The organism is Rosistilla ulvae, assembly GCF_007741475.1.
Taxonomy (GTDB): domain Bacteria; phylum Planctomycetota; class Planctomycetia; order Pirellulales; family Pirellulaceae; genus Rosistilla; species Rosistilla ulvae.
This window is the reverse complement of record NZ_CP036261.1, coordinates 4251926-4266377: the sequence shown is the minus strand read 5'-3', so window position 1 is coordinate 4266377 and position 14452 is coordinate 4251926. Positions and strand designations below refer to the sequence as shown.

12 protein-coding genes are annotated in these 14452 nt (G+C 56.3%); 4 read left to right on the top strand and 8 right to left on the bottom strand.

Going from position 1 to position 14452, the window contains the following annotated elements; translation table 11 throughout:
* Positions 1 to 339 precede the first annotated feature (339 nt).
* The 3 genes from EC9_RS15040 to EC9_RS15030 form a co-directional block, all read right to left on the bottom strand.
* Entirely contained in the window at positions 340 to 1860 is a 1521-nt protein-coding gene (locus EC9_RS15040) for a hypothetical protein (protein ID WP_145346546.1), read from the bottom strand.
* Positions 1861 to 1942: 82 nt separating this feature from the next.
* A complete protein-coding gene (locus EC9_RS15035; RefSeq protein WP_145346544.1) occupies positions 1943 to 2830 on the bottom strand; it encodes a DUF1559 domain-containing protein in 888 nt (295 codons plus the stop codon).
* Between the two features lie 76 nt (positions 2831 to 2906).
* Positions 2907 to 3335, bottom strand: coding sequence for a hypothetical protein (locus tag EC9_RS15030; RefSeq protein ID WP_145346542.1), 429 nt, complete (start codon positions 3333 to 3335; stop codon positions 2907 to 2909).
* 373 nt (positions 3336 to 3708) lie between these two features.
* Between EC9_RS15030 and EC9_RS15025 the strand changes: the two genes are divergently transcribed.
* On the top strand, positions 3709 to 4851 hold the full coding sequence (locus EC9_RS15025) for a GntR family transcriptional regulator (RefSeq protein WP_218934157.1): 1143 nt from the start codon (positions 3709 to 3711) through the stop codon (positions 4849 to 4851).
* Positions 4852 to 5400: 549 nt separating this feature from the next.
* On the opposite strand, the gene EC9_RS15020 is transcribed toward EC9_RS15025, so the two are convergent.
* The 5 genes from EC9_RS15020 to EC9_RS15000 form a co-directional block, all read right to left on the bottom strand.
* Positions 5401 to 6903 (bottom strand): mannitol dehydrogenase family protein, encoded by a 1503-nt coding sequence (locus EC9_RS15020; RefSeq protein ID WP_145346538.1) that lies wholly within the window; start codon positions 6901 to 6903, stop codon positions 5401 to 5403.
* Positions 6900 to 8624 carry a purine-cytosine permease family protein gene (locus EC9_RS15015; RefSeq protein ID WP_145346536.1) on the bottom strand — a complete coding sequence of 575 codons (1725 nt, stop codon included), beginning with the start codon at positions 8622 to 8624 and terminating at the stop codon, positions 6900 to 6902. The genes EC9_RS15020 and EC9_RS15015 overlap by 4 nt, the downstream gene beginning before the upstream one ends.
* A gap of 231 nt (positions 8625 to 8855) precedes the next feature.
* The gene (locus EC9_RS15010; protein ID WP_145346533.1) at positions 8856 to 10037 is read right to left on the bottom strand and encodes a DUF3500 domain-containing protein; all 1182 of its coding nucleotides are present in this window, start codon (positions 10035 to 10037) and stop codon (positions 8856 to 8858) included.
* A 289-nt stretch (positions 10038 to 10326) separates the two neighbouring features.
* The gene (locus EC9_RS15005; RefSeq protein WP_145346532.1) at positions 10327 to 10722 is read right to left on the bottom strand and encodes a hypothetical protein; all 396 of its coding nucleotides are present in this window, start codon (positions 10720 to 10722) and stop codon (positions 10327 to 10329) included.
* Positions 10723 to 10823: 101 nt separating this feature from the next.
* The gene (locus EC9_RS15000; protein WP_145349162.1) at positions 10824 to 11789 is read right to left on the bottom strand and encodes a DUF1559 family PulG-like putative transporter; all 966 of its coding nucleotides are present in this window, start codon (positions 11787 to 11789) and stop codon (positions 10824 to 10826) included.
* Positions 11790 to 12375: 586 nt separating this feature from the next.
* Between EC9_RS15000 and EC9_RS14995 the strand changes: the two genes are divergently transcribed.
* The 3 genes from EC9_RS14995 to EC9_RS14985 are packed head-to-tail and all read left to right on the top strand — an operon-like array spanning position 12376 to position 14449.
* Positions 12376 to 12825, top strand: coding sequence for a TadE/TadG family type IV pilus assembly protein (locus EC9_RS14995; protein ID WP_145346530.1), 450 nt, complete (start codon positions 12376 to 12378; stop codon positions 12823 to 12825).
* 37 nt (positions 12826 to 12862) lie between these two features.
* Entirely contained in the window at positions 12863 to 14026 is a 1164-nt protein-coding gene (locus EC9_RS14990; protein WP_145346528.1) for a VWA domain-containing protein, read from the top strand.
* 6 nt (positions 14027 to 14032) lie between these two features.
* Positions 14033 to 14449 (top strand): TadE/TadG family type IV pilus assembly protein, encoded by a 417-nt coding sequence (locus EC9_RS14985; protein ID WP_145346526.1) that lies wholly within the window; start codon positions 14033 to 14035, stop codon positions 14447 to 14449.
* Positions 14450 to 14452 lie beyond the last annotated feature (3 nt).

Genomic DNA, 14452 nt, shown 5'->3' with positions numbered 1-14452 from the left:
GCGAAAACGCTCGCCGGGCGGGGCCAATTTTTCGCAAGAATCGCGAAAGACAGGGAATTCCGGGCGGATCGACGCATTAAGAAAAGCAAATCGCCAGGCCGTATGGCCTACCGATTTCGCGGTGCGTCGGCGATTTCTAGGCTCCAAAGCCGCGGAGGCGGCGGTCGCATAAAGCCTGCGGCGGCGCCAGCCGCAGGAGAGCGTTCCACGGGCAAAACAAAAGAGCCCCGGTCAGGGGCGACAGGGTTCGAATCTGTCGCCCCCAACCGGGGCTTGCGTTTCAGGCAGCATGTAATCCACCTGCGGGGTCAGCCGCAGGATCGGCTTACGTGAATGGAATCATTTTTTCGCGACGGCATCGCTACTTGCCGTCGATTCGCCAAATCGGAAGGCATATAGCTTGGTCCCGAACTGCAATTCGAAACGGAGTCGAACTGGTTGTGCCGCCAGTTTGGAGACGTCGGCATTCCCACCCCAAGTCACCTTCCATTCGGTGGAGTTGGCCGTATGGATGCGGTCGCAATCATCCATCGTAAACCCGGGCAATGGATTGCCGGCCTCGTCTTGGATTTCAACACGAGCCAAGCCGATCGCGGACGTCTCGATATTCAAGTTCAGTGAGTTGCCGTCAAAGTTCAGCGGCGGTGTGGTGAATTCTCCGCCAGCATACTCCGCCTCAACACAAGTGAAGCCGTCTTTGCGTAGCACGACGCGGCTGAGTGTGGCACGTTTCATGGCTTCCGCGTTTCCCGTGTGCGGGTCGTCGAAACCGATGTAGTACATCCAGATCTCGTCGTTGACAACATGCATACCGCGAGACATGTACATCGACAGCGAATCGAAGCTGCCTGGTTTGCCCGACGCGATCCAAGGTTTGCGGTCGTAACGTTCCCACTTGATGCCATCCCGACTGGCGTCGAGTTCCATATCTTCGACGCCGCAGTTGTAGGTGAAGTGGGTTGGGCTTTTTGGGTACTTCGACATGTCGATCGGCAAATACCAATCCTCGTAAGATCGGTAACGGCAGTTGAACAGGAAATACGCGTCCTGCGCGTGCGGATACTGAACGACCTGGGGACAGTAGAAGTCCATCACTTTCACACCGCCGAAATTTGGGTCCTTGTCATCGGGCTCCAGAACCACCTCGGGCATCGGAAATTTCGTCGGGTCGTCGCTGACAGCGCGCCCTATCGTACGGCGGGCGTACTTATTTTCGCCACCGTACCGCTGGGTGCCAATCGTCTTGTAATACGGGACCCGTTCGGGCGGGCACTCGTAAATTTTGTTCACACGGACGTAAGCCACGTACTTGTTGATCCGCGTGTCGTAGAAACAGACGTTGTGGCTGTCCATACCATTGGGATACCGGGCCTTTTGAGGGAAGACGCTACTGGTGAGTGTCTGCCAGTCAGTACCGTCGGCGGAAGCACGCATGGTGTTATGTAAGCCATCGAACAATTTGTAACGTTCGCTAGGGTCGGCCTTGGGGTCGACGAACACCGTGGCTCCGCTGAAGTAGGCGCCCAAGATATCGTCGGGCTCGGGTTGAGTAGCCCCCGACACTCTTCGCCAGTTAACGCCGTCCTTGGTCAAGGCACTCCACATTCTGTATTTGCCATCGGGCGCGATGATCGAAGAGTAACCACCTAGGCTGCCGACTAGGCACTTATGATTTGTCTTGATCGGCTTGCAGACTTCGATACCGACGTCCTTGACCGATTCGAGATATCGCCCGTCGATAAATATCTGATTCCGATCGCCGATGTCGATCGTTTCGCAATAGGCCGACGAGCAGCATGTTGCTGCCACGACAAAAAGCATCGCGATGTGAGTTGCGACGCGTTTATTGCACATATCCATAAGAAATCCTCAGAGGGTCGTTGTTGATACAAGTGCGTCACGTGCAAACCACTTGGACGCGTTCAGATGTGAGACCGCAGCATTAGTAGGGTCTTGGGACTTCGCCTCCGCCGCGAGTGGCCAGGTCTTGAAGGATGGAGAGTGGGATGTTTTCCGTTAGAAAGCGAACGGATCCATCGGCAAGGAGAACCTGGCAGCCGCCGGGATGGTAGCTAGAGGGGCCCGTGAAGTTATCGTTCGCCACATAGAAGCTGTCCAAATCGGTGAAGTTGACGTTAACTCCACCTTTGACCCCCATACCGCCCGAGAACATGGCCCAGGCATACAGGTCATTCGATCCCGGCGCGTCGCCAACGGATTCGCTGAATGCCAGCGTGTTGCTCGTTCCGTCGGTGACGTCTCGGAACTTCGTTTTGGAATTGAAATAGAACATTCCGTCTCGATTGGAATCGACAACGCCAAGCGAAGTCGATCGTCCCGACGTCCCATCTTTGCCGCTATGGGCAACTGGAGAATAGTGAGTCCCCCACGCATGATCCCTTCCTGGCAATTGCGATGTAACGTATCGGCCTTCATCTTGAGGATTGCTTGGACACAAAAATGCCTCCAGCCGCGTCGTGATGAGATCTGTGTTGACGTTAGGAGTAATCGTTGACCCCGACTTTCCCATCAAAGGAAGGCTAAAGTCGAATTGGTCATAAAGTGACCCTTGCTCCACATAGGGCAGCAGCATCGTCAAGGCGCACTGCTGTTCCACCGTTGTCGCCCCGATACGACCAAACGGAAACTTGAGATGCGTGTCGTGGTAGTTGTGCAGGGCAAGGCCGATCTGTTTCAGGTTGTTGCTGCACTGCATTCTTCTAGCCGCTTCGCGGGCGGCCTGCACCGCGGGCAGCAGCAGTCCGACAAGAATTCCGATGATGGCAATCACTACTAACAGTTCAACGAGCGTAAAAGCTTGGCGTTTCATGGGAACGGTCCTCTCTTGAAAAGTGAAAATTGTCAATCGTGAATATGCGAGGTAATCGTGACTTCTGGAGATCGCACTAGAGTTCAAAGTCCTTGGTGATGTCGGTATCGTCTGTGGTCACGATCAGCGGGTCGATTTCAGAATGAGTGTTGAATTGCTTTGGCAGATACTGCTCGCGCGCCTCTTCAGCGACCATGCCAAGATCGTTTGGCGTGGCTCCTTCGAGCGGGCGGTAAGCCGTAATCTCAACGCTATATGAACCCTCGCCAACTGCGGCGCGGTCCGCAAACTCGTAGGCACCTTCCTTGATCTTCCGAGTCCGCACGGGGGCATCGGTCCCTTCGCTGGGGACTAGGCGGATCACTCCGTCAAGAACAGGTTCTCCTTGATAGGTCACCGTACCGGTAACCGGGATCAGCCTCATGTCGTCCAGGGCGGGGCCGCATCCAGCGAACAAGAGGGCAATCGCGGCGGGCAAAACGAATGCGAAGTCGAGTTTTCTCATTTCGGTAAATCCTTCTGAACTGTGCCCAAAGCGAGACGGTGGGATGGGCGACAGGAGTTGAGGTGGGGGGGGCAGGCGGTGGGATGGGGGACAGGCGGGGAAATTGCAGCATGCCCCCACTGCCGGCCAGGCTACGAGAACAGCCTAAGGTATGCAAGAGGTTCGCACAAGTTAAAACTATGAAATTTGGTCGAAATCTTGCGTTTTGAACGAGAGTGATAACTGCACCTTAGGGTGGCAGATGACCGCTTGGACGACGTTAAGGCGACGTGCAATCGCGTTATCCGGTTGGGCTTGCCGGGACTGGGCGTTTGACAAACCTGTCGCTATCTTGTATGGTCGGTTCCATACAAGTCGAACGATGCGAGGTCATATGTCGAATGTTTTGGATGGGATGAAAGGGCTGGCTTGGTCCAGCGAGGCAACGTCGCAACCTAAATACGAGCAACTGCGAAACTACGTGGTCTCGCAAATTGAATCTGGCGGTATCAAAGCCGGTGCCGCTTTGCCTTCGGAGAACAAGCTCGCCGAGGCGTTGCACGTGGCTCGCAGCACGATTCGCCAAGCCTTCGCCGTGCTGGAGCAGGATGGCCTGATCTATCGGGTTCACGGCAAGGGGACTTTCGTTCATGACGAAGCCCGGCAGCGCTCCCGCAAAGGGCAAGATCTGTTGGCCCTGATTGTTCCCGAGACGGACTCGGCCTTTTATCCTTCGTTGCAACGCAGCTTTGAGAGAGCGGCAGCGAAGTTGTACAACCAGGTGATTGTTTGCAACACAAACAGCGATATCGACAAACAGGCCAGTGCGATCTTGCAGTTAATTGATCTGCGGGTTGCCGGGGTCGCTATTGTTCCGACTCCTTCACCAATCACACCCGCATTTCATATCCGACAGTTGCAGCAGCACGGGATTCCTGTGGTGTGCTGCTCGCGCCCCGTCGCTGGGGCGCATACTCCACTGCTGGCGATTCCGTTCGAAGAGGTTGGGCGACGAGCGGGTGAGGCAATACGGCAAGCGGGGCATCGCAGTGTCGCTTACTTTTGTCTTGGGCGCAGCATCGCTTCGGCGGCCTATGAAAAGGGGTTTCGGGAATCCATAGGGCCCAAAGCCAGTATTTCCGTGGTCGTAGCAAACTGTGGGTCAACAGACTACGACGCGTTGCAAGAGGAAAGTGGCGAGGAGCTTGAGGAGCTATTTCGTCGAGACGATCCACCCACGGCGATCTTCTGCAGTTTTGACTCACTAGCCGAATGGGTGTACCTGCAATTGTTGAAGCTTGGCCTGCGGGTGCCCCAAGATGTGTCGGTCGTTGGGTTTGGTGGAACTGTTCGAGGTGGCGGATTCGCGAGTCAACTCGCTTCGGTGACGATCGATGAAGTTGGTCTGGGCACGCAGGCAATCGAATTGCTCACCAAGATGCGACATGGCGAACTCGCGATCGATGCGAACGAATCGCGAAATCTGACGCTGTCGTTCTGGGAAGGCAGTTCCTTGGGCCCGTGTTCGTCAAAGTGACCCTGCGGGCAGCGATTCCCTGGGCTATGCAAATGCCAGAAGCTTCACCCCGTCAGACTAAAGATCTGCGATCCCTTCGGGCTCGTTGCACGAATGGGCCTCGCATTCCGGAGGTGCGCCGCTGCGCGACGACCTCCGGCTACCCTCTATCATCCCTTCGGGATCTCGTCGGGCCGGACACTATCGTCGTGGCATCCCGTCGACCGCGACGCGGGCGCACCGGTTTCGGATATAGTCGATCGCAACGCGGGCGCAATGGTTCCGGATATAGGGCCGAAGGCCAGGCGATTTGCATTGCCCAGGCCAACGGCCTGGGACCCCATGACACGCGAAAATAGGAAGGGCCAACGGCCCGGCAATTTGTTAGCAAAGCGATCCGCCCCTCGCAAATTGCCGGGCCGTTGGCCCTATGGATTTCACTTGGCAATCACGCCACCCAGGCCGTTGGCCTGGGCTAAGCAAATGGCTGGAGCTTCGCCCCGCAAAACGAATGCAAAACGGGCGGGGGCCTCGGCCCGCTTCCATCAGGATCGCCCCGCTTCCTGTTGGCTACGAATCGCTTTCGTCGCTCAAGATCGCTTGCATCGTCGCGGTGACGTCGGGGTTTTTGTAGATTCGATCGATCAGGTAGGCGTAGGTCTTTGTAAATCGCTGGTTTTCGGCGAGGTCGCCGAAGACCGATTGAACTTTCAAAAACGCTAACGGATCCTCGCCGGTATTCTTCGCCGCGGCGTGGAGTTCCGCTTTCAGACCGTCGGTGATTTCCAACGCCTTGCCGTGTCGATCGACTTGTTTGTCGCTGTAATAACACCAAGCGGCGAGGACCAGCGTGGCGTAGCGGATGCTGCCACCGCTGGCCAGGTTCTCTCGGATCGTGGGGATCAGAAAGACCGGCAGCTTGCTGGAACTCTCCAGACAGATCCGCGAGAGACTGTCTCTGATCTTGGGATTGCCGAACCGCTCGATCAACGTCTGTTTGTATTCGTCTAAGTCGATACCAGCGACAGCATCCAACACCGGCGTCGCTTCGCGGTCGAAAAATTGGCGAAGGTACTGGGCGAACATATCGTCACCGATCGCTTGGTCGATCGTCTCGTGCCCGAAGACCGATCCAAGGATCCCCAACACCGAATGCCCGGCGTTTAACAGCCGCAGCTTCATCTTCTCGTAGGGCGTGACATCGGGAACAAACTGGACGCCTACGTCTTGCCAATCGGGCCGACCGGCGGAGAAGTCGTCTTCGACAACCCATTGGCAAAACGGTTCACAGGCGACGGGCCACTTGTCGTCCAGGCCGAACTCGGTGCGCAGGAAGTCGATGTCGGCGTCGCTGGTCACCGGGGTGATCCGGTCGACCATCGCGTTGGGGAAGCTGACTTCTTGCTCGATCCAATCGGCCAGCTGCGGATCTTGCAGCCGCGCAAATCCGATCAGCATCTTCCGCGTCAGATCGCCGTTGTGCTGGATATTGTCGCACGATTGGACAGTAAACGCGGGCAGCCCCAGTTGACGACGCTTCGCCAATGCCGCGGTCATAAATCCGAAGACCAACCGTGGTTGCAACGGGTGATCGATGTCGTGCTGCGCATCGGGATTCGACGCGTTGAATTCACCCGTCGCCGGATCGACGTTGTAGCCCCCTTCGGTGATCGTCAGCGAAACGATCTTCGTCGCGGGATCAGCCATCCGGTCGATGACGGCTGCCGGGTCGTCGCATCCCATCAGAAAATCGACGATCGATCCGATCACTCGCGTTTCGATCCCACCGTCGGGACGCTTGACGATCAGCGTATACAAGTAGTCTTGGTCTCGCAGAATCGTCGCCATCTTGCGGTCCGATTCTCGCAGCCCCACACCGCAGATCCCCCACTGCGGATCGCCGCCGGCTTCGAGCAATTGGTCGGTGTAAAACGCTTCATGGGCGCGATGAAATCCACCCACGCCCACGTGAACGATCCCCGTCGTCAAACGGCTGCGATCGTAGGTCGGCCGCGCGATTGCAGCGGGCAGGTGAGCGAGATTCGATTGCGTCAAAGGGAGCGGTGGGTTCATGTTCGCGCTTGTTGGAGTGATTTCGTGTGTTGCAAAGCCCAGTAGGCGGAGGCGAAGTAGGTGATCGTGAAGACAAAGCCCCATCGATAGAAGGTGGCAGCGTTGCTCTCGTAGGCGGCCATGTCGGGGCTGCCGAACATCACAACCAATCCCAGGATCAAAGTCAGTGCCAACGACGACCAGGCGGTGCCACGCAAGACCTTCTGAAGCAACGAACTGTCGTGCACCGGTTCGCCTTCGGCCAGAGCCTGTTGCGTTTGAAATTCTTTGATCGCTTCGTTCCTTTCACGCTCCGCCGCTTCTTCGGCTGGGTAGCTGTCGCGAGCTCCGTAAAGACTGGCCAAGAATGTATAGAGCACGATCGTGACCGCCCAGGTCGGCAGGAACAGATAGAAGAAGGAGATGACTTGCAAGTAGTTCAGTCCAAAACCAAACGCCAGCCCGACCGCCCAGGCGGCGACGGCGGGAGTGCTGTGCGTCAGCCCCCGATATTTCGCCCAGTATCGGGTTAGGCCGATCCGCGGGAAGAGAACGTGTTCGGCAAAGACGATCCCGCCGACCGGAACGACGATCAATCCCGCGTAGGTCAGCAGCGGCAGGATCTGCTTGTAGACAAACGGGAAGCAGGCGATCACGACGGTGACGACGCCGACGGTGAAGGTGACTTGCATCCGCGAGTGCTTGTGAAAAATCGCTTGAGCCGCCAGGCCGGCGCGGTATAGGTTCGCGTTCGCTGTCGTCCAACCGGCGATGATCACGATCACGTATCCCGAAAGCCCCAACGCTTGGTAAGCCACGTCGCCGGGATCGAGTTCGACAATCGTGCGCTGCAGCAGCACTGCCGTTCCGGCTCCCATGATGCCCGCAGCGATCCAGGCGATGTAGTGACCAAACAACATGCCGGCACTGGTGCACAGTCCGTAGATCGATCGTTTTGCGTAACGCAACAGCGCCATGTCGATCAGGCCGAAGTGGGTGATCGTGTTGGCAGCCCATGCGAAACCGATCACCTCCCACAAACCGATCCCCGGCTTCCCCTCGCTGTTCAGCCCGGTCCAAATCGATTGATCACCGATCGTAATGAAGTCGGCGAAACTTGTCAGTTGCGTGCGGCCGAGCACCGAATCGGCAAGGGCTGGGAACAACGCAAACGCGCCGCAGACAAACATCACGACTAACCAGGGACCGCAGATCCCCGAGAATTCGGCGACGGCATTGAACCCGTACATCGCCACCAGGACAACGATCATCCCAACGCCGACGACAACCAGCACAAACAGACTGTTCGTCGGATACCACTGCAATTGCGCGGGGATGCCAAACAACAACCGCACCGCCGTGCTGGAGACCGTGATCATCGCGGCGGAGATCACCGTGAAGATCAGGACGTTGGCCCAGTTGTATAGATCGCTCATCGAATCGCCGGCGATCTTGTGCAGGTACGTGTAGAGACTCAGCCGCGTCTGAACCGCGATCGGCGTCGTGATCAGAGTCCAGCTGAGGATCGCCAACACGTTGCCGATCAACAGCCCGATCAAGATGTCCATCGTCGTCGCACCGAGGGCGACGAAGGTCGCGCCGATCACAAACTCGGTCGCCGCGACGTGTTCGCCGGCGTAGAGTCCCGCGAAATGGGTCCAGCCGTGCAACTTGTGCTCGGGAACCGGCAACTGTTCCGGATTGATCTCAGCGATCGCGGACGAGGCGGATTCGTTTGGCATGCGATTTCAGAATAGGTGGATCGCCTGCGCCGCTGTCGATCGACAGATTGCAACGCGTGAGATCGAGTGGTGGAATCAAAGATGAGTGGATGCCCCAAGGGCGATGGCGAAACGGCGGCGTCGATGGCTGAAGTCATCGACGCGACGAAACACCTCACTATCCTAGCAGATCCCGATCCCCGGTCCACTCGCTACCGTCCATGGTTCGTAAGATCCCCGTTAGCTGGCCGCCTACTTTGTCGGTTTCGCTGGCTCGTGAGGATGCGAATGGTCGTGCTTTTCGTAGTGCTGCCGCAGAAGATCCTTGCCGTAGTCGTTGCCGTTAGGCGTTCGGACGACGGTATGGATGTGCTCTCGCACAGGAATTCGCCCACGTTGCGGAGCGATCCGGCGTTGGTGATCGAATTCGATAAGGATCACCGGGCTGTGGACACGGTAATAGAAAACGCCTTCGGGATCGGTTTCTCCGATCCAAGCGAAACAGGTCCGATCCAGGTGCTTTTCGACTTCGGACATCTTCACCTTGGCGTGACCATCGGCCATGTTGCCGACGTATTCCGCGATAAGTTCCAGCAACAGTTGCCGTTGTTTTTCGTTCAACTTCTTTCCCGGGATGCCCGCGTAATCGAGATCGATGTTGTCGTGAAACGCTTCGGCGAGGTTGTTGGTTCCTCCTTTTTGACTCGACAGCACCGCTTCGGTTCGCTGCTGCGGATCCAAGGATTGCATGAACGTATAGCCCTTATCCTGTTCGTCCTGCATGACAACGGTTCCCTTGAACTTGCCCGAATCGGCGCGGATCGGTTCGCTGCCCATGAAGACCGGCGACATCACAACCTGATCTCCCAACACAAAATAGTTGATCACCAAGTGATGGCCATCCAGCTGCCAGCCCCAAGGCTGGGTCTGCGACGGTTCGCCCATGATCGTGATGTAGTACAACCATTGCCCGTATTCGTCGAACTTGCCCGAGAGCTCGGCGAGCGTCTCGTTCAGCTTCATGATGTCCTGAGTCTTCTTCAGTCCCTTGGCACTCAAGCCGGCTTGCAGCATGTCGAAGGCGGCTGTGCGCTGCGTTTCGTTCATCTCTTCAAAGCTGACGCCTTGCCGCTTGTACGAATGTTGGTTCGCCCATTTCCGCCACTCGATATCGTCGACCGGGAACGTCGTCCGCGCACGTTGCGGTTCGCTCAACGTGCCAAGAAACGCATCGGCAGCTTCCATCACCGGCCGCGTCGAAACGCCTGTCGATTCGATCGGGAACAGTCCCGGTTCCGGCTTCGCCCCCGGAAAGATCCCCCGAAACGCTTCGGAGATCTCGCGGTCGAATCCTGGCGGTTGGGCGATGGCGGCAAGGATCACCAAGCCCAAGAGACCGACGGGCAGAACAAAACGAGTGATCGTTCGATGCATTTTGATTTCCATGGTTGGCAAATTCGGGGGAGTCGCTACGCACGAGCGTATGGAGCTCATCATAACGCTCCGCACGGGGAACCGGAAATGCCTTGTCAGAGACCATCGATCAGGCGTAGAGAACGGCTACGCCTTTTGGATATTGAGACGGAACGCTTGCTGGAGCTAGCGTTTCACGGATCCCATCGGAATTAGTCTCCACTGCTTGCCCGTTCGCAGCGCCTTGAACGGACAGCGACAGCTGATACTCTATCAGCGGTCGCTGTTGGCAGCATCGATTCGGCTTACCCTACTTGCTGGTAACCTCGAAGTCGATGGTATTGGCGCCTCGTTCCACAGTGGCTGTCAATTCAGACTTGGTATTATAGATGTTGGCGACTTTCAACATCGGAGCATCATCGCGTTCTGCACCGCGAATCCGAACAACGTAGTCGCCCGGAGGTGCGCCGGCATTGTCGTCCCCGGGGTAGTGAAGTGAATACGAACCATCGGCTTGAGTGAAACCGAGGCCGACTGCGGTAACGCCAGGATTTGTTGGGGCGAACTCAATTTCCAACCCTTCAGCAGGTTGACCATCCAGCGAAACGGTTCCTGTCACCGTGGCGAGTTCAACACCTGAGTTACAGCCTGCGATGAAAACGCATGCCAACAAAAACGTCAGCGGAAGAACAGTTGATTTTGTCATTTGTATATCAATAGAAGGGGAATGATAAATAAAAAAACGACGCCTCGGAATCTTGTGTTTTCCGAGGCGTTGAGAAAGTGTAGCGGTCGGCCGAGAGCAAATTAGAAAGGCGATTTGAAGGGCTGCCCATCGTCTCGCCAGAGCATTGCATTCAAAACACCAATTTGGCCAGCGACCGACGACTCACGCTCGACCGTTTCCGATAGAAAGTGGGTCGAAGCATCGACCATCAACACTTGTAGGCCGCCGGGATGAAGGCTCCCCCAGCCCTTGCCCGTGTTGCCGCTATTCAAGGTCGCGTAATCGTAATTGATGTTGAAGTAGCCACGAAACAAGGTCTTCAACGTAGCATGGTTCGAGGACCCCAAATTGTTGTTCCCAACCCCCAGCCAAGATGCAGCGTGGGTCCTTTTGTAGTCTCGTTCCGAAACAAAGATCGTGTTCGAACTGCCATCGAGTACATGGGCGAACTTAAGAAAACTGTTTCCAAAAAACATCCCTCGGACTTTATCTGCTCCGGCGGGCTGATCTTGCCAACCAGCATTTCCTACATAGTTTGAAAGCGCTACTCGCGGGTTGGTGAAAGTCCCAAAATTGGGCATTTCGCTATCTGCAATATCCGGACCGGTGTCGGACGGGCAGCGGTAGAAGTCCAACGTCGTCTGGACAAGCGTCCGTTCAGGACTTGGATTGGTGGCCGCTGCGTTGAGAACTTGATTTAGCGTGCGTGTTGTCGACTGCAATGCGTCATACATCGGTTGCTGTTCAACAAACGGTAGGATCGCAACGCCCCAGCCCCACTCTGGTTGGTAGTTGTAGGCGGAACCACGATAGTTGAATCCTGCTGGAAAACATTGGTACGTGTCGTGGTAATTGTGGAGCGCAAGACCAATCTGCTTCAGGTTGTTGCTGCACTGCATCCGCCGCGCCGCCTCGCGCGCTGCTTGAACCGCAGGAAGCAAAAGACCAACCAAAATTCCAATAATCGCGATGACGACAAGCAGTTCCACCAAAGTGAAACCACGGGCGAGCCTTTGACGCTCACAGGGAATGGTAACTGTGTTCATAAATTGTGCCTCATGCGGGATTCGCAAATGGAAGGGGAGCTTGGGGGGAAGCGTTTCGTTGGTGGGAAGCGATTCGTTGGTGGGAAGCGGACGGCACGCTTTTCAACGATCCTAGTCAGAACGGAATGAATGGTCAACTACATTAGGGCGTTCGTGCCAGACCTCGCTCTCGCTTGAGGAGCTTGTCCGGTTGTAAAGTTCTTTCGTCAGCCTCTTTTCGGGTGGATGAAGAAAGCTCTTCGGTTTCCGTTGCGATTTCGCACTGGTGTGCCATCCCAGGGGCGTTCCAGACCGGGAGGCACGCGGACGCTCGCCGCAGCAGCGTTTACGGTCGCACCAACGAGAACCTACGATAAACACGGAACCCCGTGGTGGCGCCGACCGTCGGGATTTCGGAGGGCTGGGCAGATCGCATAACAACGCAGTGTTGTGGGGCGGAGGCGTTGTGGAAAAACAACGGAGAAATTTCCCGCCTGGGACCACTGCGTAGCATAGAGTTTCTATGTGTTTCCGTTTTGCGAAGCCTCACTGCGATGAGCCGGTTTCGTGAACTGCCGATTCCGTAACAAAACTCAACAGCCTTTCGATGCAATACAAAACAGGTCCGATCGGCCGTCGAAGCCGAAAGCCGAAACGGGATCACCGGGCACGCGGTCCCATACGTTTGGGGGCGGCCGTTGCTGAACTCGCATTCTGTTTGCCGGTGTTCACTGTCGTAACATTCGGATTTATCGACGTCACCAACTACATCTACTTCAAACAAACACTGAAGGTCGCCGCGTATGAGGGCATCCGCGCTGCTGCCGACGTGGGTGCGGTCAGTGCGGACGTCAATGGCGCCATTGATCGAATGCTGACCGCTCGTGAGATCGAAGGTTGGACGCTGACGCCTCCCGCCAATCTAACAACGGCCAAGAGAGGCGATCTGTTGCAGCTTGAACTGACAGTTCCGATCTCCGAACTGGCCCATTTCTCGTCTTTCAATCTGCTTGCCGATCGAAATGTCACCGTGTCGGTAACTGCTGTCAAAGAGTAGTCGCCCTCGCAATTTTACCTCGATTTGGATCCTACAAATGCCTCTAAAACGCTCTCCTTCCCAAACACGAACCGGTGCAATTCTGGTGATGTTCTTGTTTATGTTGGCCGCTTTGATTGCGTTGGGCACGATGGCGCTCGATCTATCGTTGGTCGAAGCAGCGCGAACCGACATGCGCATCGTGTCGGATCTTTCGTCGAAAGCCGCTTCGGTGGAATACACACAGACCGGCTCGATTTCGCTAGCGAAACAACGTGCGAAGAATCTTGCCGAGCAAAACAGCGTGATCGGTGCAAAAGGCTTTAAATTGGCGAACGCCGATATTCTCGCGGGGAATTCGCAACGGCAAACCAACAACAAGTTTCAGTTCAGCGAAGATGCGACGCCGATCAATTCGTTCCGCGTTGTCGCTCGGCTGGGAGGTGGTTCGGTGAATCCCGGACTGCAATCGTTGTTCCCGGGAGTTCGCAACGGGGAAGCGACCGATCTGTCGCAGATGGCGACCGCCACAGAGATCAATCTTGACATCGTGCTGGTGCTCGATCGATCGGCATCGATGGCGTTTGACCTGTCCGGGGTCGATTGGGTTTATCCGAATCGCCAAAGTTTTAGCTATGCGTATTTTGAAGCTCCGCAACCGCGAAGTCGTTGGGACAGTCTCGAAAACGCGATCGATGTCTTCTTCGACGAGATGGGGCAAAAGGAAAAGAAGGAACACGTCGCGTTGGTTTCGTATTCGGCTCCCGAGTCGCAGTACAGTGCCGTCTACCGAAGAACGTTCACGGCGACTGAGGTGACAACGAACGCCAACTTCACCAACGACTATTCGGTGGTTCAAAACGCGGTGCGGGCGATCGGTAACCGCGAGATCATCGGCGGGACGGCGATCAGCAGCGGCATCGATCGAGCGCGGTCGTTGATCCGAAACTCTCCCAACGCCAGCTTTTCGGAGAAGGTGATCATCCTGATGACCGACGGGCAATGGAACGTCGGATACAACCCGGTCCAGGCAGCGGTGTATGCAAAGAATGAAAGGATCACCATCCATACGGTCAGCTTCGGTGCCGGGGCCAGTTTCTCGGTGATGCAAGATGTGGCCGATACAACTGGGGGAACGGCGTTCCAAGCGGCTAGCGATGAAGAGCTGCAGACGGCGTTCCGAGAGATTGCTCGTTCGATTGGGCTGTCGTTAACGGAGTAATATGCCATGAAGTTCCAACACCAACGACGCCTTCGATTCGAACGACGCGGTCGCCAGGGAGCGGTCACCGTCGAGATGGCGTTCTGCATCCCGATCCTGTTGTTTCTGTTCGTGGCCAGCGCCGATGTGATCCGTTACAACTTGCTGCGAAACATGGTTGCCCAAGCCGCTTATGAAGGCGCGCGAACCGCGTTGGTTCAAGGAGCGACGATTGCCGAGGTGCAGGGGGCGGTCGACGACACGATCACGGCGTTCAATCCAAGATTGAGCTATGACGTGACCATCGATCCCGCGACGCTACCGACTCTTGCCGCAACCATTCGCGTGACGGTCGATTGTGACCTAAGCAGCGATGGATGGATTGTGATGGGCAAATTCCTCGATTCGCAAATCTCGCATTCGATCGAGATCCAGAATCAATAGCGC